This window comes from Chitinophaga pinensis (assembly GCF_007896845.1).
In the GTDB taxonomy this organism is placed as follows: Bacteria; Bacteroidota; Bacteroidia; order Chitinophagales; family Chitinophagaceae; genus Chitinophaga; species Chitinophaga pinensis_C.
The window spans coordinates 166710-186230 of the sequence record NZ_VOHS01000005.1 but is presented as its reverse complement, the minus strand read 5'-3'; the positions used below and the strand labels follow the sequence as shown (position 1 = coordinate 186230).

Sequence of the window (19521 nt, the reverse complement as noted above, 5' to 3'; positions counted from 1 at the left end):
CAGGCTTTTTCTATTGTAAAAAGAACATGCTTAGAACGGATAACCAATCGCAATGTTCCAGATAATATTGTTTCTACGCCATGTGGCATCTCCCAGCTGCCATTCTCCCAGATACCAGCCATTTTTGTTGCCTTTGAAGTAAGGCACTTTGACGGGTACACCCCAGTCAAGTCTGATGAGGAAGAAAGAGAAATCCAGTCTCAGACCTGCACCGGTGCCTATTGCCATGTCCCTGTACAGATTCTGTAATCTGAACTCACCTCCGGGACGCGTCGTATCTTTTTTCAGCATCCAGATATTACCCATGTCAAGGAAGGTGGCACCTTTCAGATTGATACTGCCATCAAAAAGACGAAGCAGGTCAAAACGGTATTCTATATTGGCTTCCAGCTTCATATCACCCGTCTGATCAGGGAATGTACTGGCTGTTAAAGAACTGTCTTTGAAGATACCCGGACCCAGCGTACGCAGTCGCCATGCACGGATACTGTTAGGACCGCCGGCTGTAAACTGACGGATATAAGGCATTACATCCGATTTGCCATAAGGAATACCGGTACCTCCATAAGCACGGGTGGCGAGTACAGTATGACTGGTCAGTGTCCAGTAATGTCTGTAATCTGCTTCCAGTTTTATGAAGTTTGCAATCGGCATATTGGTCATCTTTTCCAGATCATTTCCATTGCTGGCAATCGTTCCCCACAAACTGTTAATGCCGTTCAGCCATGCGCCGGACTCTTCTACGTTTGCGCGGAAATAGGAATAGTGATTCTTATGCAGTGCATCGTTATTGCTATAAATGTAGGTGACGTTTTCTCCCCCGATAAATGCTGGTTCAAAACTACGTTTCAGGTAAGGGTTCAGATTTACCACCGTCTCACGGAATACCTCATTCAGGTTTACGCCTACATAGTTGAGTGAGATCGGCTTTACAATCCAGCGTTTATAAGGAGATGCATTCCACTCATAACCAAAAGACGCATTCACGTTGGAAATGTAAAATTTAGAAGAACGGGTGAGGTAATCAACCCCTGCGGTCAGTCTCGTTCTTACTGCCGAACGTGTACCCTGTGCAATATGGAATGGCGTGATAAAACGCGGGAATATCAGACTGACCTGTCCGCCGATCTCCTGTGATTGCAGCATCCATGTACCTTGTGAACGGATCAGCTCAACACCGGTATTCAGGCTCACATTCAGCTGCGTGGCGGAGTGACCTATATTCAGGTGTTTATAGTTTAAACTGATACCACTACCCACGAGGTAATCCGAGCTCGTGCTGACCTCAAAGTTGACGCCTATTTCCTGCCGGCGTTTAGGTGTCAGGTAGATGTAGGTATTGAGTGTATTGGGCGTATCTTTTCTTTCACGGTATTGCAATGTTACAAACTGCCATGCGCCCAGATCATACAATCTGTTGATGGCATCATTCGTACGTTGTTGAGAGAAAGTGTCTCCGCTTTTTAACAGGATAGATCTGTATAATACGGAGGGCTTCAGAATATTCTGGCGGAAGCGGATAGTCAGTTCTTTCCGTTGTGTAGTTTTGAAGATGGAATCTGCATTATTACCATACACCGGAAAATCAGGATAAGCGACAATGCTGTCCAGTACATATTTCTGATAGCGGATAGAAGAATCTTCCGGATGCCAGATGCGGACGGAAATATCCATTTTCGGTCTGTCCTGTCCTTTACGTTCGTTGTACACATTCACGATACCTTCAAATGGGTTCATGAGGTTGCGGAACAGGCTTTTATGGAGGGTATCTATCTCAAATTCTATTGCATCACGATCAAATTTATAGTAACCGGCATTACGTATCACACGCATCAGTCGCTCTCTTTCACTACCCAATACTTCCTGTTTATAAGGCAGACCGGTTTTGATCAGCGCCAGTTTTTCGTTGTCTTTTACGATTTTCAGCAGATTGGTGTCTGGTATTTCGTAGTAGATCTTATTGATAACAAAGTTTTTGCCGGTATTCACCTTGTAGGTCACACTGACTTTCTGCCTTTTGATGGACTCTACCCGGTCTATGGTTGCATAGAAATACCCCTGATTATTCAGGTAGCTTACCATGCGTTTGATAGATTCTTTGGTTTTGGTAGAATCGTAGAGCACGGGCTCTTCGAGGTTGCGGGGCGACAGCATCAGGTTCCAGAACCAGTTGGATTTTTTCTCGTTATGCTTCTGGTTATAGAGCCATATTTTGAAACGGGTACCAACAAAGAGGGTGTTTGGCTGTTGCATCATCAGCTGTTTGGAGTAAAGGGAGCTGCGGATATCCTGTTTATCAACAGAAGAGGCTTCCCCTTTGACGTCTACATCTGCGTCAATATATAAGAGCTGATTTTTCTGAAGGTATTTTGTATTGGAACATGCAGCCAGCGCGAGTGAGATCATCAGGATGATTGAATAGTTCAGATAAATAAAAAGGGAACTATGTGGCCGCTGCTGCATCAGAGTCAATACAATTATTAATAGTTAGAAGCTTTGTTTTCAGTTTATTTCCATAGAGACCAGATCCGGGTGGCTTTGCCGATTAAAAGAATTCATGTAGGTTTGGCTCTATGTTGTCGAAGGCGCAAATTAAGTATATTCAATCATTACAGCATAAAAAATACCGTCAAAAATCCGGCCAGTTCATGGCAGAAGGTGATAAGATCGTTCCTGAGCTGCTACAGGAGGGCGTTCCGGTAAAAGAAGTATATGCAACTTCAGCCTGGATCGCTACTCACAGTGCATTACTGGATCGTACTGCTGATGTGAAAGTAACGGAAGTAGACGAAAATGTCTTAAAGCAGCTGTCTGCATTGACCACACCTAATCAGGCGATTGCCCTGCTGGATATTCCTGCATCGCCCGCTATAGCGCCAGGATCACTGAAAGGTACTATATCGCTGGCCGTGGAAACCATTCAGGATCCCGGTAATCTGGGTACCATCATTCGTATAGCCGACTGGTTCGGTATCCGCCGGATTATCTGTTCGCCTGACTGTGTAGACGCCTACAATCCAAAAACTATTCAGGCTACCATGGGAAGTATTGCCCGTGTCAGCATACTGGAAAGTGACATCAGTACCCTCATAAAGGAAGCAGGTGTGCCTTCTTATGCGGCCACGCTGCATGGGCGCGATATTACGGAATTTTCGAAGCTGGAAGAGGGGATTATCCTGATTGGAAATGAGTCCCGCGGACTCAGTGAAGGGGTCATCGCAGCCAGTACCCACAAGATCACTATTCCCCGGCTGGGAGGCGCAGAATCCCTGAATGCAGGTGTAGCAGCAGGTATTATCTGTGGCAGATTATTGATATAAATTCACTTTTTCATAACAAAAAAGGCGGCTGATCCATAGAAGATCAGCCGCCTTTTTATGTGCTTTTGTAGCCGGTTTGATATTGCTTATATAATGCTTATCCTACGTTCATCCTACGTTCATGAACGTAGGATGAACGTAGGATAAGCATTATTAAAACGGCATCTGAACAAATATCAGCCAGCCGGAAAAGGGCCTTATTTGAACTGAATAGCTTTTACCGGGGTAATTCTCCGGATCACACGCGAAGGTATGATAAGTACCAGCAAACATATCAGCAGTGTACCTGCATTTATCGCTAAAACTTCCCACCAATGCAGGGAAATAGCAGCCACTGACATATAGTAGGATTCTTCCGGCAGTTTGAAGAAACCGGTCGTTTGCTGCAGAATGGCAATGCCGATACCCAATATATCACCGAGGATAATCCCTGCCAGCACAATATAACCCGCCTGATAAATGAAGATTTTCTGAATATTGAAACCACGCATTCCCAGTGCCTTCACAATACCAATCATATTTGTGCGCTCGAGTATCAATATGAGGATGGCAGTGATCATGTTAATAACTGCAACGATAGACATGATCACAAGTATGATGACCTCATTTTTATTCTGCAGACGCAGCCATGCGAAGATATTGGGGTATATCTCCTGAATGGAACGCATGAACAAAGTTTCCGGAATCACATCGTAGGCCTCGGTAGCAACCTGCTGAATATTGCGATAGTCATCTGTAAATATCTCATATCCTGCGATGCTGCCTGGCTTCCAGTCATTCAGTTTGCGTATCAGTTCCAGATCTCCCAGAACATATGTTTTATCATATTCTTCAATACCTGTCTTAAAAATGCCACCTACTGTGAGTTTACGTGCTCTGGGTGGCTGCCCTGCGCCCTGAATGAAATAGACAATCAGAGGATCATGGAGCTTCAGCTTTAATTCTTTCGCCAGGCTCACAGAGATCATCACTTCGGGTGCATAACTACTGTCATTATAGCGAATAGGGCTCCCTTCCTGCAGGAATTGCTGCAGATTGTTCCAGTTATAATGACGATCCACACCTTTGAAAATAACGCCTTCCAGATCTTTTTCAGCTTTTACAATAGCCGATTTAGTAGCATATGCATTGACCGTGGTAATACCCTTGATCTTTTTCAGCCGCTCCACAACGGTGCTGTCACCCGTAAAAGGTACCTGCTCTGTCAGCGGACCGGCATTTGGCTGATACTGGGTAATGTGGATATGTCCCCAGAAACTGAATATTTTCTGCTGGATTACCTGTTGAAAGCCATTTACCAGTGCTACCGCCAGTATCATGACCGCTACGCTGATAGCGGTAGCGACAACAGCTATGTTGATGATAAACCTCGAAAAGGAAGAGGACCGGTTAAATGCGATCCGTCTGGCGATAAATAGAGATAAACGCATGTAACAAATGTATTGAATATAATCCTAAACAGTTCTATTCCCCCTTGCACACACGGGACCATCGGTAGGCTCATCATACGAAAGAACAGGGCCAGCGCGTTGTACAAGTTGAAAAAATAGTACCTTACTGCTTACTTGAAATGCGATTATGAAGTTAAAATCCCTCTTCTGTATACCTGTAATGTGTTTGCTGGTATATGTTCTGCCTGTAGCGGCGCAGGAAAATACCATTGGGCCTGACCACATATACTACAATAATATTCAGTCAGTTAAGCTGAATCAGGCCGGCGACCAGCTGAGTTATCCTATCATTACGCTGAATGGTGAGGAAAAGCTGGAACTCAGCTTTGATGATCTGGACAATGATGTAAAGAACTACTTCTATACATTCGTTTTGTGTAATGCTGACTGGACACCTGCGCAGATCACACAGGTGGAATACCTGCGCGGTTTCTCAGAAAACAGAATACAGGATTATCGCTTTTCCAGTATTGCTTTACAGAAGTATACACACTGGACGGTACAACTGCCTAATCAGAACTGTTATCCTACGAGGTCTGGTAACTATCTGTTAAAAGTATACATGGACAGTGATACCAGTCAGCTGGCATTTACACGTCGTATGCTGGTGGTGGGTAATAAAGCAGGGGTAAGTGGCTTCATTCAGCAGCCTGTTACGCCAAAGATTTTCCGTACTCACCAGAAGATCAACTTTTCTGTAAATATGGGCGGTCTGAATGTGGTGAATCCTTTCGATCAGATGAAAGTAGTGATCCTGCAGAACTACCGTTGGGATAATGCCATCAAGTTTCCACGTCCGCTATTCATCAAAGGAAATATCCTCGAGTATAACTGGGAAGTAGATTGTGTAATGCCTGCCGGTAAGGAGTGGCGTTGGATCGATCTGCGTAGTTTCCGTTTACAGACAGAACGTGTGCGAAATACAGAGTATGCAAAAGATCATACCAACATTTTCGCGCTGCCGGATTTCGAAAGAGGAGGGAAGATGTATCAGTTTATCAAAGATATTAATGGCTTGTACTATCTGGCAACACTGGATGACTACAATCCTTTCTTCGAAGGAGATTATGCTACTGTACATTTCTCTTTTCCGGTACCGGAGCCATATGCAGGCTACAACATGTATATATTGGGAGAACTGACCAATTATGAGTGTAATGATTACACACGTATGGTCTTCAATCCTGCGACCAAAGCCTATGAAGGTTCGCTGTTTCTGAAACAGGGTTTTTATAACTACGTATATGCGTTAGTGGATAATACGATTGCAGGCAGCAAGGCAGATACAAAACTGACGGAAGGCGACTGGTGGGAAACAGAGAACAACTATACCATTCTCGTTTACTATCGTGCATTAGGTGGTCGTGCGGATGAACTGGTGACAACTACCACACTAAACTCTATATTAAGCCGTAAATAACTCATCCACCGAAAATAAAAAGCCGAAGGCCAATTGGTATCTACCAATTTGCCTTCGGCTTTTTATTTTATTCAGTCAGGAATTCCCTTTGCTACACTTTCTCTATCATTCCTGATTCTTAGTTGACCGTCTGGCGCAACTTCACAATATTCGCCGCTCCACGTTTAATAATAATACGTGTACCACGATCAAATGTAAAGTAGCGGTAGAACCAGTTACTGAACACAACCAGTTTATTTCTGAAGCCTAAAAGGCTCATCAGGTGTACAGCCATCCATACCATCCATGCCATAAATCCGCTCAGTTTCATACCTGCGAATTCAGCTACTGCGTGGTTACGACCGATGGTAGCCATGCTGCCAAGGTCTTTGTATTTAAATGGTTGCAGGCCTTGTCCGGAAGAATTGATTGTTTTCAGCAGGTTCTCAGCAAGATTCCCCCCTTGTTGAATAGCTACCTGCGCTACCATCGGATAACCTCTCGGGAACTTAGGATCGTTCACCATCTGAGCGATATCACCGATCGCGTAGATATTTTGCGTACCATTTACAAGGTTGAATTCATTCACCTGTATACGGCCGTTTGGCAGGATTACTTCTGCCGGAATACCTGCTACAGGAACGCCTTTTACACCAGCAGCCCACAGGAGGGACTGTGTGCTGAGGGTTTCGCCATTGCTTAACACAAGTGTTTTACCGTCATATTCTTTTACAACAGCATTGCACAGTACGTTTACGCCCAGTTTCTGCAGACTTTCCAGTGATTTCTGAGAAGAGTGTTCACTCATACCGTTCAGAATACGGTTACTACCTTCAATAAGATAGATATTCATGAGAGATACCGGCAGTTCCGGATAATCTTTCGGCATGATATATTTACGTAATTCAGCGAATGCGCCTGCCAGTTCAACACCGGTAGGACCGCCACCCACCATTACGAAGCTCAGTTTTGCTTTGATCTGTGCTTCATCTTTCAGCAGCAGACTTTCTTCGAACTGTTTGATCACATAGTTACGGATCTGCACTGCTTCTATCAGTGACTTCATACCGATAGCATGTTCTTCAATGATTTTGTTACCAAAGAAGTTGGTATTACTACCGGTTGCAAATACGAGGTAGTCGTATTTCAGTTCGCCAATCCCTGTTTCCAATATGTTTTCAGCCGGACGTACGCCGGTTACTTCTGCCATTCTGAAAATGAAATTGGATTGATTTTTAAAGATACCGCGCAGTGGGAATGCAATACTATCTGTTTCAAGACCGGCTGTAGATACCTGATATAGGAGGGGTTGGAAGAGGTGATAGTTGTTTCTGTCCAGCATGACTACCTGAACAGGGGCGTGTTTGAGTTTCTTAGCGAGGTTGATACCACCAAAGCCACCACCAACAATTACCACACGAGGTTTACCAGTTTCCGGAATATTCGGTTGAATCATAATACAATCATTTAGCAGTCAGAGAAATAAATCAGAAATGATCGTGTTGTTCTCTTTGCAACACTATGTATTCAAACGCCGGAAGTTATAAATGCATATCAAATTTACAATACTTTCAGAAAAGAATGAAAGTTTATTATGAAAGTGATAAAGAATATGCAAAAATAGGAAGGAAAAGAGGATTTCGGGGCAAAAAAAATCCCCGATGCATGGCCTGCACCGGGGAGTATACCATCTAAAAGTACGATTACATTTTTTTCGCGTCTTCCAGGAATTTGGCAAGACCGATGTCAGTCAGCGGGTGTTTCAGCAGGCCGAGGATAGAATCCAGCGGGCAGGTGCAAACGTCAGCACCAACTTCAGCACATTTGATGATATGCAATGGGCTACGGATAGAGGCAGCCAGGATCTCAGTTTTGAAGCCCTGTACACCATAGATCTGAGAGATCTGAGCGATCAGATCTACACCATCCCAGTTAGCATCATCGATACGACCGATGAAAGGAGATACGAAGCTGGCGCCTGCTTTAGCAGCCAGGATTGCCTGACCTGCAGAAAATACCAGCGTACAGTTTGTTCTGATACCGTTGTCAGTGAACCATTTCAGCGCTTTCACACCATCTCTGATCATTGGCACTTTCACCACGATGTTTGGGTGAATAGCAGCCAGTTTCTTACCTTCTTCAATGATTGAATTGAAGTCAGTAGACAGTACTTCTGCACTGATAGGACCATCTACCAGCTCGCAAATTGTTTCATAATGCTTGAGGATGTTAGCTTCCCCTTTGATGCCTTCTTTAGCCATCAGGGAAGGGTTGGTGGTAACACCGTCAAGAACGCCAAGGTCGTTTGCTTCTTTTATCTGTGCAAGGTTTGCAGTATCTATGAAGAATTTCATTGTGAAATGATTTAGTCCTTTTTAAATAAAATTGCCGGTACAATAGTACGCAACAAATAATACATAATCAACAGTATTCAACTATTCATCTTTTAATGAATACAGAAACCGGACAATCACGCGAATAAACAGTTGGAAAGCATTGGGCAGATTCTCCGGGCATCTTTATTTTAAAGAGAGTTGAATAGTGTCTGAATGACGCCTGATGACCGGGAATAAAAAGAAAAAAAAACGGCAAGTTACTTACATCGCACCGCTACAACCACCTACCCTTGCTACATTCCTGTCCTGGGGGAGTTCAGTAGGAGCTGGTCGTATAAGACTTGCCGGGTGCAAATGTACACCATTTGAAATAACTAACAAATATTATTCAGGAAAATTTGTGATTTTTTGAAAAAAAGTAAATAAAAATGTGGTTAACAGTGATCAATTCTGTAATTTATGATGTTATAAAAGCTATATAATGTGACTGTTGGCCCCTGTTGAGCTCCATTTTTACAAGAAATTCATCTGTTATCGAAAACTATGGGACATTCTGATCGTTTTACATACCTCAATTTTTCACCTAAACCTTTTAATTATGCAAGACTATTCGTCGTATGATTCTTCCGGAGGCATACTTGCCGGAGTTTCTGCTGTATTTATTTTAATTTGGTTAGCCTTTGTCGTATTTTACATCTACTGTAGCTGGAGGATATTCGAGAAAGCAGGTAAACCGGGTTGGGCAAGTATCGTCCCTATATATAGCACCATCGTGATGCTGGAGATTATCGGCAAGCCGTGGTGGTATATATTTATGTTCTTAATTCCTATTTATGGATGGTTCATTTTGCCGATCATTCTTACACATGAGTTCAGCAAAAGTTTTGGAAAGGATATCGGGTTTACGCTCGGTCTCATTTTCCTGAGTTTCATCTTTATTCCTATCATGGCGTTCAGCAGTGATATCCGATATATCGGCCCGGGAGGTCGTCCTTCAGGCTCATCTCTTGATAATCAGATAGGAAGTATCGGTACGCCGGCCGTCTGACAACTTTTGCCATAATTAGTTACCTGCCGGTTGTGATTCAAATGCAACCGGCAGTTTTTTTTAGCGTTGTTCATTAATTTTTACTTTCTATATGCAAAACCAATTTGGGGACAATATCCATGAAAAAGGACTGATAGAAGATCTGCACGCTATCCAGTATACCAGAAAAGCTGAAAAGACACAGCGTTTTGTCAATTATGTGGTGGATTATATCATCGCGGTATCAATAGGATTGCTGTTTTCGCTGGGGATCATACTCATGGTAAGCGCACTGAGTGATACACAATTTGACGAGTCAAATGATTTCGCAGGCATATTTTATTTAGCGATGATCGGAGGTTTCGTAGCGTATTACACAGGCTTTGAATATGGTAATGGCGGCCGCACTATCGGTAAAATGATTACCGCCACTTACGCTGTACGTATAGATGGCAGTCCGCTGACCTTACAGGACGCATTGCTGCGTTCTCTGTGTCGTCTTGTACCTTTTATGCGCTTTTCAGGGTTCGCAGATGCACCATGGCATGACCAGTGGACACATACCATGGTGATCAAAAGATAACTATCTGGTAGTATAGTAGTTATAGTCGTTTAAGATTGTCTCGAGAAATTCTCCGGGCATCATGTCCGTCTGAATATCCAGCACATCTCTTACCCGGTAAGCAACACGCGCTGTCAGTTCAGGATTATTGGATTTGACTGCCTGATCCATCAGGTTCTTGATCTTATTCATATCTCTGTCTGACAGGCGTAATATCTGTGGGAAACGAGGTGTATAATCCACTGCCGACATATCCCTGAATATAGTACCATTCAGGCTCGCTTTGGTTTTCGTACTCACAACGATTGTTCCTGCCACCACATCTCCCAGCCGCTGATAATAAGGAGACCTTAACATGGCAATCAATGGAATAAGCCCATTGATAAGGAAATACGGTGTCTCGATAATGCGGAATAACCAGCGGATCAGATGCTGACTCATGCTCGGCCGGCCTCCCTGCATATTCCTGACCCTGATATTCATCAGCAGCTTACCCGGCGTTTGTCCGTTCATTATGATCTCCAATACAAGGTAGTAACAGGTCATCGGCAGGCCTCCGAGGAAGAAATATACTACATAACTGGCCACCTGTCCCAGTTGAAGGTTCTTAACGGTATACCCTAACACAATAATATACAGGATCTTGATAGTACCGTCAATCAGCAGTCCCATCAACCGCTGGAAAATATTGGCTGTTTCGAACTCCAGATCTATATTAAAGGAAGTGGGTATTTTTATATTGGCCATGTATAAATTTAGTGATTAATCGATATGTTTGTAAGCAGTCTGTTCCACACAGATAACAGACTAATCTAGCTACATTTCCTTAATATAAAATTTTATCGGCACATTTTTTTGTATATTCTAAACGAATATCCGACTGATGAGCAGAAACGTCGCACATTGACTTCCGGTAAACAGGCATGTAGACTTTGGAATTTATGGCCCTGCACCAGGATGACGGACTAACAGACAGCCCATGCGTGAATCAACCTTCATAAAAAAGAATCTCCAGCGCTGGAAAAAGTATCAGGATCAACCCGCAGAAGATCCGGATGAAATGGCAGAACGCTTTACAAGCCTTCTGGATGATCTGGCTTATGCCAAAACCTTCTATAGTTTCAGTAAAGTGACCAGCTATATTAACAGTCTGGCCGCCAATATTTATCACAGCATCTACGGCAATCGTAAAGAGCAGGATGGCAGATTCCGCAACTTCTTCAAATATGAATTGCCTCTGCTGTTCCGCAGATATCACCGTTTATTCCTGTTTACATTCTTGTTCTTTCTACTCTTCTGTATCATCGCCGCATTTTCTGCCGCACACGATGAAACATTCGTTCGTGGTGTATTGGGTGATGAATATGTAAGTATGACAGAGCAGAATATCAATAATGGGGATCCCTTCGGCGTATATAAACAGGAAAACGAACTCGTGATGTTTTTATGGATCGCCAAAAACAATATCACGGTGGCCATGATGACCTTCATGGGAGGTATCTTCTTTGGTATCGGTACACTCTGGTATATGCTGAAGACAGGTGTAATGCTGGGCTCCTTTCAATATTATTTCTTTTCCAAAGGACTGGGTTTTAAATCTGTACTGGTGATATGGATTCATGGTACACTGGAAATATCAGCTATCGTGATAGCTGGTTGTGCCGGACTGGTCATGATCAGCGGATTTATCTTTCCCGGTACCAGAAAACGGCTGGACGCGCTGAAGAAAACAGCGCGTGATGGCGTAAAGATTATGATCACACTGGTCCCCATCTTTATAGTGGCAGCATTTCTGGAAGGATTTGTTACCCGCCATACAGCCATGCCTTTATGGGCCAGCATCAGTATCTTATTGCTATCACTGATATTTATTGTCGGATATTTCATTGTTTACCCGATCTACCTGCACAAACAAGGATATAAGCTCGGTCTGAAAGCAAATATTATAAAGCCGGTGAAATGAGGAAAATGCGTGTTTATTATATCCTGATTATACTGATCCTGCCATTATGTGCAAACGCACAAAAGTCTGTACCGGCTGAGAAATGGGATTCCATGGTAGCAGCAGATATGGAACAGACAGTTACAAAAAAAGAAGCGGATGAAATAGCGGATGATTCAGTACTGGCAGCCGCAGCTGATAAGGCCGTACAGGAACACTACCTATGGGATCAGGCTGCGCCGGTCATCGCAGATACTATAGAATCTTATGCAGATTATCCACTGGTAGTGCGCAGCGTGCCGGACACTATGATGAAAGTGCTGCAGGCTGATAAGAAACTGCAATATGCGCTTAAAAAGAAAGAGCCGCCCCGCCGCTCCGGCTGGAATGATTTTCTGAACGCTGTTTTCAATTTCATCGCAGCTATACACAAACTGATCATTGCAATTGTAGTAGCCTGTCTTGGCTGGTTATTATATCTCTATCTGAAACAGAATGGTTATCTCTTCCGGAAGACTTCAGACGATGCCGGAAAAGTGGTGAAAATAATGGAAGAAGAGCAGGACGTGGAAACCTATCAGCAACAGATAGAAGAAGCCATTGCAGCCGGCAGGTTCAGACAGGCAGTGAGACTGCTTTATCTGCAAACACTGCGTGTATTGATAGATAAAGAGGTTGTCACCTATAGCAGGGAAAAAACAAATGCGGCTTATCTGCGCAGTATGTTGTCAACACCGTGGTATAAGAAATTTGCCGCACTGACATTGAATTATGAATACATCTGGTACGGAGAAGCTCCTGTGAATAATCAACAGTTCAATGATCTGCACAGAGAGTTCCGTCAATTTATGAACGAATTAGGCTATACCCGGTGAAATCAAAAACAGTAGCAATAATAGTAATCAGCGCCGTTGTCCTGATCTTTATAGCCCTCATGGCTATATCAGTCCGTGATGGAATGGTTGATAATAAAAATATCGACGAACAGGAACTGGCGCGGCAGAGCTTTTCTTATAAGGATAAGCGGCCGGGGGGATGTTATGCCATGTTTAAAGCAATGTCGCAATTGTTTTATTATGACATCAAACCACAGGTCGTTACCAAGCCATTTACGCGTACTTATACAAAGGATGCTACTTTGTCTTCGACAGATTATAATCTGTATATATTGGTCGCAGATAATCTGTATACTTCTCCGGAAGACGCCGCTAATATGATAAAATTTGCGGCTGCCGGTAATCAGTTGTTCTTAGCCGTCAACAGACCCGATAGTATACTATTGGATCTCCTGCATCTGACGGTAGATGATGAAGGATTTTTCCAGTCAATGACCAATGCAGATCAGCGTTATGTCAACAAGCATCTGGCGCCTGATACCGCCTTTTCGCGTAAAGGGATCAGGGGTGGCAGCTATATCACAGGAATGGATTCCAGTGCTACAACTATATTAGGAACAGATGCTTTTAACCGGCCAAACTTTGTGAAAATAACAGTCAGTGAAGGAGCTGTTTTTGTTTTGTTACAACCATCTACATTGACCAATTATTTTCTGATGCATGGTCGTAATATGGTATCGCTGGAAAGACAGCTGTCATATACCAATCACTACATGGATCATGTGTACTGGGATGAGTTTTATAAATATCAGTATAGCAGACAATCATCTGATTTCAGTGAATGGCAGGTGCTGATGCGTTATCCTGCTATGAGATGGGCATTGTGGCTGGGCGTCGGTTTGTTATTGCTGTATATCCTGTTTGAAAGTAAGCGCAGACAACGCATTGTTCCTGAAAGACCACCACTGGAGAATAATTCATTGGAGTTTGTAGATGCATTGGGGCAACTTTATTATCAGCAACATGATAACCGTAATCTGATACAAAAGATTATTCTGCAATGGCAGGAGTTTATACGTACACGTTATTATCTGAGTACGAATAATATGGATCATGCTTTTGCAGATGCTTTGTCGCGGAAGGCAGTGATGCCGGTTGAACAGGTAAAAGGAATATTGCAGGATATCCGGCAGATGCAGGATACACAAACTATCTCAGATGAGTTCCTGCAACAGTTTTATAAGAAAATACAGGCGTTTTATATAAATACGAAATAATGGAAGAAACTATATTCCAGCATCGCACGGACTTTACAGCGCTTCACGAAGCAGTAAATGCTATCCGTCAACAGATAGGAAAAGTAATCGTTGGTCAGCATGAAATGATTGACCTTTTAATAGCAGGTCTGCTTACGCATGGCCACGTATTGATTGAAGGCGTACCGGGTGTTGCAAAAACACTTACTGCCAAATTACTGGCGCGTTGCATTGATGCAGACTTTTCCAGATTGCAGTTCACACCGGATATCATGCCGGCTGATGTGGTAGGTACATCTGTATTCAATCCTGAGAAGAGAGAGTTTGAATATAAACGCGGACCTGTATTTGGTAATCTGGTACTGATAGATGAGATCAACCGTGCTCCTGCAAAAACACAGGCAGCATTGTTTGAGGTGATGGAAGAAAGACAAATTACCAATGATGGTATTACACATCCGCTGCCGGCTCCTTTTATGGTAGTAGCTACCCAGAATCCGATAGAGCAGGAGGGTACTTATCGTTTGCCTGAAGCACAATTAGATCGTTTTCTCTTTAAGATAGAAGTGAAATACCCTTCTTTAACGGAAGAGGTAGCAATGTTGCAGGCCATGCATCAATATAATGGTCTTGCTGATCTCACGCAACTGATACAGCGGGTGGTGACAGCGACACAGATCATCGAATATCAGGCGCTCGTACGTAAGGTGCATATCGAAGATAAATTGTTGCATTTTATTGCTGCACTGATTCATGAAACGCGTAATAATGCTTCATTATATCTGGGTGCTTCTCCACGTGCATCATTGGCAGTCATGAACTGTGCAAAGGCGACTGCCGCTATGACCGGCCGTGATTTTGTAACGCCTGATGATATTGTAAGTATGCTGCCGCATGTATTGCGCCATCGTATTGTACTGACGCCCGAACGTGAAATGGAAGGTATTACAACAGATGAAGTGATCGCACAGATTGTGAAAGCAGTGGAAGTGCCAAGGTAAACGCAATGTTATGTTGAAACGTTTTTTCTCTCTTTATTCTTTACGACACGCTTTTATACATTGATGGGAAGCACAGCGATCTTTTTTGTGATCAGCTTCTTTTTCCCTTTATTGTTTATCGTGGCAAAACTGATGGTAGGTATTTTATTATTCCTGCTGTTGCTGGATCTTTTCTTTCTGTATGTAGCGGGAAAACAACCTGTGCTGATCTCCCGTAGTATGGCCGGTCGCTTTAGCAACGGAGAGGAAAATGATATTCATCTCAAGCTGCAGAATAATTATCGTTTTCCCGTTACCGTGATAGTACTGGAAGAATTACCTGTACAGTTTCAGATCCGGGATTTTCGGAAAAAGGTACAGCTGAAACCCGGTGAAGAGCGGGACATGAGCTATACCTTACGCCCGGTGGAAAGAGGGGAATATAACTTTGGAAAAACCAATGCTTTTGTACGGAGTCTGTTAGGCATGGCGCAACGTCATATAACAGCGGCAAATGAAACAGTCGTGAAGGTGTATCCTTCTTTTGCTGCTTTACATAACTATGAATTTTTCTCTTTTAATAATCGCCTGGCAGAACTGGGTGTACATAAGAAACGGGTGATAGGACACAGTATGGAGTTTGATCATATCAAGGAATATACTCGTGGTGATGATGTGCGTACTTTAAACTGGAAGGCGACAGCAAGGAGAGGTACATTCATGGTGAATAACTATGTTGAAGAAAAGTCTCAGCAGGTATATTGTGTGATTGATAAAGGACGTGCGATGAAGATGCCGTTTAATGGTCTTACGTTACTGGATTATGCCATTAATGCTTCTCTTGTATTCAGCAATATAGCTTTACAGAAAGGTGATAAAACCGGACTGGTGACATTGGCTGCGCAACAGGTAGATGTATTACCTGCTTCCGGTAAGAAGACGCAGATGAACCTGTTGCTGGAGCGTTTGTATGCACAGGAAACGCGATGGGAGGAAAGTGACTATGAACGACTGAGTGTGTCATTGCGTAGTCTGTTCTCACAGCGTTCCCTGCTGATCCTGTTTACCAATTTTGAATCCATGACAGGGTTGCAGAGACAGTTACCTTACCTGCGAAAACTGGCTAAGTATCATTTATTGCTCGTTGTATTTTTCGAGAATACAGAACTGAAAAAGTTCACGAAAGACAATGTGCATACAGTGGAAGATATCTATCGTCAGGTGATTGCGCAGAAGTTTGCTTATGAAAAGAAACTGATGGTAAGGGAACTGACCCGCTATGGTATTCTGTCATTGCTGACTACACCAGAGCAATTAACACTGAATGTGGTGAATAAGTATCTGGAATTGAAATCAAGATCATTGATCTGATAATTGTTTGACGGGTATGGTACTGGTGACAGACATACCGGGATCGTTTTTATTGACAGCTGTAACAGTAATGGAACGGGTAGTACCATCATTACTGTTTAACAGCAGGTCCTGACCCAATAGTTTCCCTGCATTTGTTTCAAATTTTATCGTGGCTGTATCCAGCGGATACACCTTTCCACTCGTGAAAGTACCTTCCACATTCAGATAAAAGCGGAAGCCTCTTTTCAGACTATCTGCATAATGATTAAAACGGATACCTGTCAGGTGAGGAAGTTCGAGTTTCGTAGTGATAGGTGTGGCTGACTCCGGAACGGAAATGGTCAGTTCGATGATATACTGCTGACTGGCCAGCTGTTGCCTGTTGACTAACAGATAACCATTCTGTATACTCCCATTGGAGCTGCTTATTTTGATATTTCTCCATCGGTAAGGCCCTTGTAAATATCCTTCTGTTTTTCTTGTTTGTCCGTTTTCATATTTAAATTCGAGACCTAGTGGTATACGGTCATATAGCTCTGCAATCGCGCCCGGATCATAACTGGCTTTGATGCTGCTGATATTGTTTTGTTGCGCCTGTGTTGGTGTGAATAGGAATAACAGCGCAATGATTAAGAAAGCTTTCAATTTGTTTTTTACCTGAAAGCTGAAAAAATCATTCCACATTTACAAGTAGAGCGGGCTATTATTAATTCTTAACAGATATTAACAGTGCGATGTAATAGCTGCGGGATCATTGCTGAACTGAAAAAACAGCTATATTGGAATGTGGAAAAGTTGTTCGAATGATATATTGCAGGTATTTGTTTTCACTCGATCTGTAAATGATTGACAAGTAGGGGTATATGTCCACTTTGTACGCAATATGCTATTTATCTGCAGCAGATCAAGTCCACGTCAGGTCCACGTTCCGGGCAGGTCAATTACGGGGAATAAGGCTGGGAGTGACTAATGAAGGGCAATGGAATGTAGGGGCGTTCAGTAGTGAAAAAACAGCAAGCGATGCCATAAAAAAATGTTAAATTAGGGAACCATTCGTTGTAAGAAATATTCCCCTTATGTCAAAACAACTTCAATACATTAAAAGCACTCCCGCGTATCTTTCCCGCGTGTTATATTGTATTACCTTTTTACATTGATTAATCTGTTTACGGTGCCTTACATCAGGCTGCTTGCCGGCACTATAGGGCATGGTGTTTATCGCGATAATCTCAGTGAGCGTTCGTGGATATTGATCATGTTTATGCTGTTTGGTACGCTTGGTTTTTTCTGGGGAAATAAGAAGACTTTCAACTCTGTAAAAAGAGAGTCCAACCGCATATGGGTGCTGCATCTGGGTATTGATGTGCTGATTTACGCTGCAAGTATGCTGCTTGTATTATTCATCCACCCATTTCTGGATAAACCGGATGCTGCAATGACTGATTTGTGGAATCCGGTAATGATGTTATTGCTGCTTTCAATCAAGTACACATTTTTACGCATAAGATATGCTCAGCGGGACGATCAGTATATGTCCCGTTAACCTCTTATTGCGGCAAAGTCCTGATTCCTGATCAGAGATCAGGGGTATGTGAGGACGACATTTCCTTGCGGATCTTTTCTCTATGCATCGTACCCCAGTCATTCAGTGAATGTAATACTGCACCAAGTGTATCGCTATATTCTGTCAGTTCATATTCCACCACTACAGGACGTCCTTCATATACCTTTCTCCTGACAAAGCCGTTTAATTCCAGCTCACGCAGTTCGTTAGACAGTACTCTTGCAGAGATACCGGATACCGCACGCTGCAGTTCATTGAACCTTTTATTACCGTCTTCGCGAAGCACGATGATGATCTTCAGCTTCCATTTACCACCAATGGCGTAAAGGGCGTCATGAATGGCTGATAATCTGGCGGAGCACTCTTTCGCACTTCTTTTTACTTTTTCAGCTACCTGTGTTTCCATTTCCCGAAGGTAAATAACTATCCAACAGGTTACTACTAACCTTTAGTATACTACTAACTATTTACTAGCAATTGTGAATAGTTTTGCTTCATCAATTTTTTTAGATGAAAGCAATCAAAGTTACTTATTGGGCCACCACCGCAATTATTGCGTTAATGATGACCTATTCCGCCTATGCCTATTTGACAAAACCAGAAATGGATCAGGCTTTCCGGCATATTGGGTATCCCGCGTATTTCAGGATTGAACTGGCGATCGCCAAGCTGATCGGAGTGGTGCTTTTAGTACTTCCGCTTGTGCATGGCCGCCTGAAAGAATGGACGTATGCAGGCTTTGCCTTCACGTTTGTATCGGCCGCTATTGCACATGCAGCTTCCGGCGATCCGATGCCTAATCCGGTAGTACCGGTGGTATTCCTCGGAATACTGGCCGCCTCTTATTTTACTTATCATAAGCTCAAAAAATAAAAATAATCGTATGAAAAAGATATTGAAAGTTGTATCCAGTGTGAGTGGTGCTGCGTCTAAGAGTACACAGCTGGCAGATGGCATTATTGCTCAGTTACAGGAACGTTATCCGGGTAGCACAGTGACCGTGAAAGACCTTGCAAAAGATCCTTTGGGCCATTTTGATGCATCACATTTACTGGCATTCCGTGGTGCGGGAGATGCTACAGCAGAAGCAGCCGCTATAGCGGACAAATTATCAGAAGCAGCTATTAAAGAAGTGGAAGAAGCGGATATCATCATATTGGGAGTAGCGCTGTATAATTTCCATATTCCGTCTACGCTGAAAGCATGGCTGGATCACGTGGTACGTGCAGGCAGAACATTCTCTTATGCCACAGGTAAACCTGAAGGTCTGTTAAAGGATAAAAAGGTATATATCGCGCTGGCTTCAGGCGGTGTTTATTCTGAAGGACCTGCACAGGCATTTGATTTTGCTTCTCCATATTTGCTGGGTATGCTGGGTTTCATCGGATTGACAGATGTGCAGCTGGTGAGAGCAGAAGGTTGTAGTATTCCAGGTTTACAGGAAACTGCGGTACAGAAAGGATTGGAGCAGGTTGTAATTGCATAAATACTTTCA

General features: G+C 43.1%; 19 protein-coding genes and 1 other RNA gene. 12 read left to right on the top strand and 8 right to left on the bottom strand.

Annotation, left to right across the window (positions count from 1 at the left end):
• Positions 1 to 30: 30 nt before the first annotated feature.
• Positions 31 to 2463, bottom strand: a complete 2433-nt coding sequence (locus FEF09_RS07170; protein ID WP_146304482.1) for a BamA/TamA family outer membrane protein — start codon at positions 2461 to 2463, stop codon at positions 31 to 33.
• 110 nt (positions 2464 to 2573) lie between these two features.
• Between FEF09_RS07170 and FEF09_RS07165 the strand changes: the two genes are divergently transcribed.
• A complete protein-coding gene (locus FEF09_RS07165; protein ID WP_146304481.1) occupies positions 2574 to 3320 on the top strand; it encodes a TrmH family RNA methyltransferase in 747 nt (248 codons plus the stop codon).
• A gap of 197 nt (positions 3321 to 3517) precedes the next feature.
• Here the strand turns inward: FEF09_RS07165 and FEF09_RS07160 are convergent, their stop codons facing one another.
• The gene (locus tag FEF09_RS07160; RefSeq protein WP_146304480.1) at positions 3518 to 4750 is read right to left on the bottom strand and encodes an ABC transporter permease; all 1233 of its coding nucleotides are present in this window, start codon (positions 4748 to 4750) and stop codon (positions 3518 to 3520) included.
• A 148-nt stretch (positions 4751 to 4898) separates the two neighbouring features.
• Between FEF09_RS07160 and FEF09_RS07155 the strand changes: the two genes are divergently transcribed.
• A complete protein-coding gene (locus FEF09_RS07155) occupies positions 4899 to 6191 on the top strand; it encodes a DUF5103 domain-containing protein (RefSeq protein ID WP_146304479.1) in 1293 nt (430 codons plus the stop codon).
• Between the two features lie 118 nt (positions 6192 to 6309).
• On the opposite strand, the gene FEF09_RS07150 is transcribed toward FEF09_RS07155, so the two are convergent.
• From FEF09_RS07150 to ffs, 3 genes are all read right to left on the bottom strand, one after another.
• Complete coding sequence (locus tag FEF09_RS07150; RefSeq protein ID WP_146304478.1) at positions 6310 to 7626, bottom strand: NAD(P)/FAD-dependent oxidoreductase; 1317 nt, start codon at positions 7624 to 7626, stop codon at positions 6310 to 6312.
• 247 nt (positions 7627 to 7873) lie between these two features.
• Positions 7874 to 8524, bottom strand: a complete 651-nt coding sequence (fsa, locus tag FEF09_RS07145) for a fructose-6-phosphate aldolase (protein ID WP_146304477.1) — start codon at positions 8522 to 8524, stop codon at positions 7874 to 7876.
• Positions 8525 to 8753: 229 nt separating this feature from the next.
• Positions 8754 to 8853: signal recognition particle sRNA small type (gene ffs / locus FEF09_RS07140), an RNA gene on the bottom strand.
• A 251-nt stretch (positions 8854 to 9104) separates the two neighbouring features.
• On the opposite strand from ffs, the gene FEF09_RS07135 reads away from it, so the two are divergent.
• Entirely contained in the window at positions 9105 to 9554 is a 450-nt protein-coding gene (locus FEF09_RS07135; RefSeq protein WP_146304476.1) for a DUF5684 domain-containing protein, read from the top strand.
• Positions 9555 to 9645: 91 nt separating this feature from the next.
• Positions 9646 to 10116, top strand: coding sequence for an RDD family protein (locus FEF09_RS07130; RefSeq protein WP_146304475.1), 471 nt, complete (start codon positions 9646 to 9648; stop codon positions 10114 to 10116).
• Here the strand turns inward: FEF09_RS07130 and FEF09_RS07125 are convergent, their stop codons facing one another.
• A complete protein-coding gene (locus FEF09_RS07125) occupies positions 10117 to 10842 on the bottom strand; it encodes an RDD family protein (protein WP_146304474.1) in 726 nt (241 codons plus the stop codon).
• A 232-nt stretch (positions 10843 to 11074) separates the two neighbouring features.
• Here FEF09_RS07125 and FEF09_RS07120 point away from each other — a divergent pair, with 232 nt between their 5' ends.
• The 5 genes from FEF09_RS07120 to FEF09_RS07100 all read left to right on the top strand — a co-directional run bounded on the left by FEF09_RS07120 (position 11075) and on the right by FEF09_RS07100 (position 16480).
• Complete coding sequence (locus FEF09_RS07120) at positions 11075 to 12058, top strand: stage II sporulation protein M (RefSeq protein ID WP_146304473.1); 984 nt, start codon at positions 11075 to 11077, stop codon at positions 12056 to 12058.
• Positions 12059 to 12063: 5 nt separating this feature from the next.
• Complete coding sequence (locus FEF09_RS07115; protein WP_186774230.1) at positions 12064 to 12912, top strand: DUF4129 domain-containing protein; 849 nt, start codon at positions 12064 to 12066, stop codon at positions 12910 to 12912.
• Between the two features lie 59 nt (positions 12913 to 12971).
• Positions 12972 to 14150, top strand: a complete 1179-nt coding sequence (locus tag FEF09_RS07110) for a DUF4350 domain-containing protein (RefSeq protein WP_146304471.1) — start codon at positions 12972 to 12974, stop codon at positions 14148 to 14150.
• Positions 14150 to 15130, top strand: coding sequence for an AAA family ATPase (locus FEF09_RS07105; RefSeq protein WP_146304470.1), 981 nt, complete (start codon positions 14150 to 14152; stop codon positions 15128 to 15130). The genes FEF09_RS07110 and FEF09_RS07105 overlap by 1 nt, the downstream gene beginning before the upstream one ends.
• A gap of 63 nt (positions 15131 to 15193) precedes the next feature.
• Positions 15194 to 16480, top strand: a complete 1287-nt coding sequence (locus tag FEF09_RS07100; protein WP_146304469.1) for a DUF58 domain-containing protein — start codon at positions 15194 to 15196, stop codon at positions 16478 to 16480.
• On the opposite strand, the gene FEF09_RS07095 is transcribed toward FEF09_RS07100, so the two are convergent.
• Positions 16469 to 17107 (bottom strand): hypothetical protein, encoded by a 639-nt coding sequence (locus tag FEF09_RS07095; RefSeq protein ID WP_146304468.1) that lies wholly within the window; start codon positions 17105 to 17107, stop codon positions 16469 to 16471. The two genes, FEF09_RS07100 and FEF09_RS07095, sit on opposite strands and share 12 nt — an antisense overlap.
• Before the next feature lie 526 nt (positions 17108 to 17633).
• Here FEF09_RS07095 and FEF09_RS07090 point away from each other — a divergent pair.
• Entirely contained in the window at positions 17634 to 18005 is a 372-nt protein-coding gene (locus FEF09_RS07090) for a hypothetical protein (RefSeq protein WP_146304467.1), read from the top strand.
• A gap of 31 nt (positions 18006 to 18036) precedes the next feature.
• On the opposite strand, the gene FEF09_RS07085 is transcribed toward FEF09_RS07090, so the two are convergent.
• Positions 18037 to 18432, bottom strand: coding sequence for a winged helix-turn-helix transcriptional regulator (locus tag FEF09_RS07085; protein WP_146304466.1), 396 nt, complete (start codon positions 18430 to 18432; stop codon positions 18037 to 18039).
• A 104-nt stretch (positions 18433 to 18536) separates the two neighbouring features.
• Between FEF09_RS07085 and FEF09_RS07080 the strand changes: the two genes are divergently transcribed.
• Together FEF09_RS07080 and FEF09_RS07075 are read left to right on the top strand one after the other, a co-directional pair.
• Positions 18537 to 18899: a DoxX family protein gene (locus tag FEF09_RS07080; RefSeq protein ID WP_146304465.1), complete on the top strand. Its 363-nt coding sequence runs from the start codon at positions 18537 to 18539 to the stop codon at positions 18897 to 18899.
• A gap of 10 nt (positions 18900 to 18909) precedes the next feature.
• The gene (locus FEF09_RS07075; protein ID WP_146304464.1) at positions 18910 to 19512 is read left to right on the top strand and encodes an FMN-dependent NADH-azoreductase; all 603 of its coding nucleotides are present in this window, start codon (positions 18910 to 18912) and stop codon (positions 19510 to 19512) included.
• Positions 19513 to 19521 lie beyond the last annotated feature (9 nt).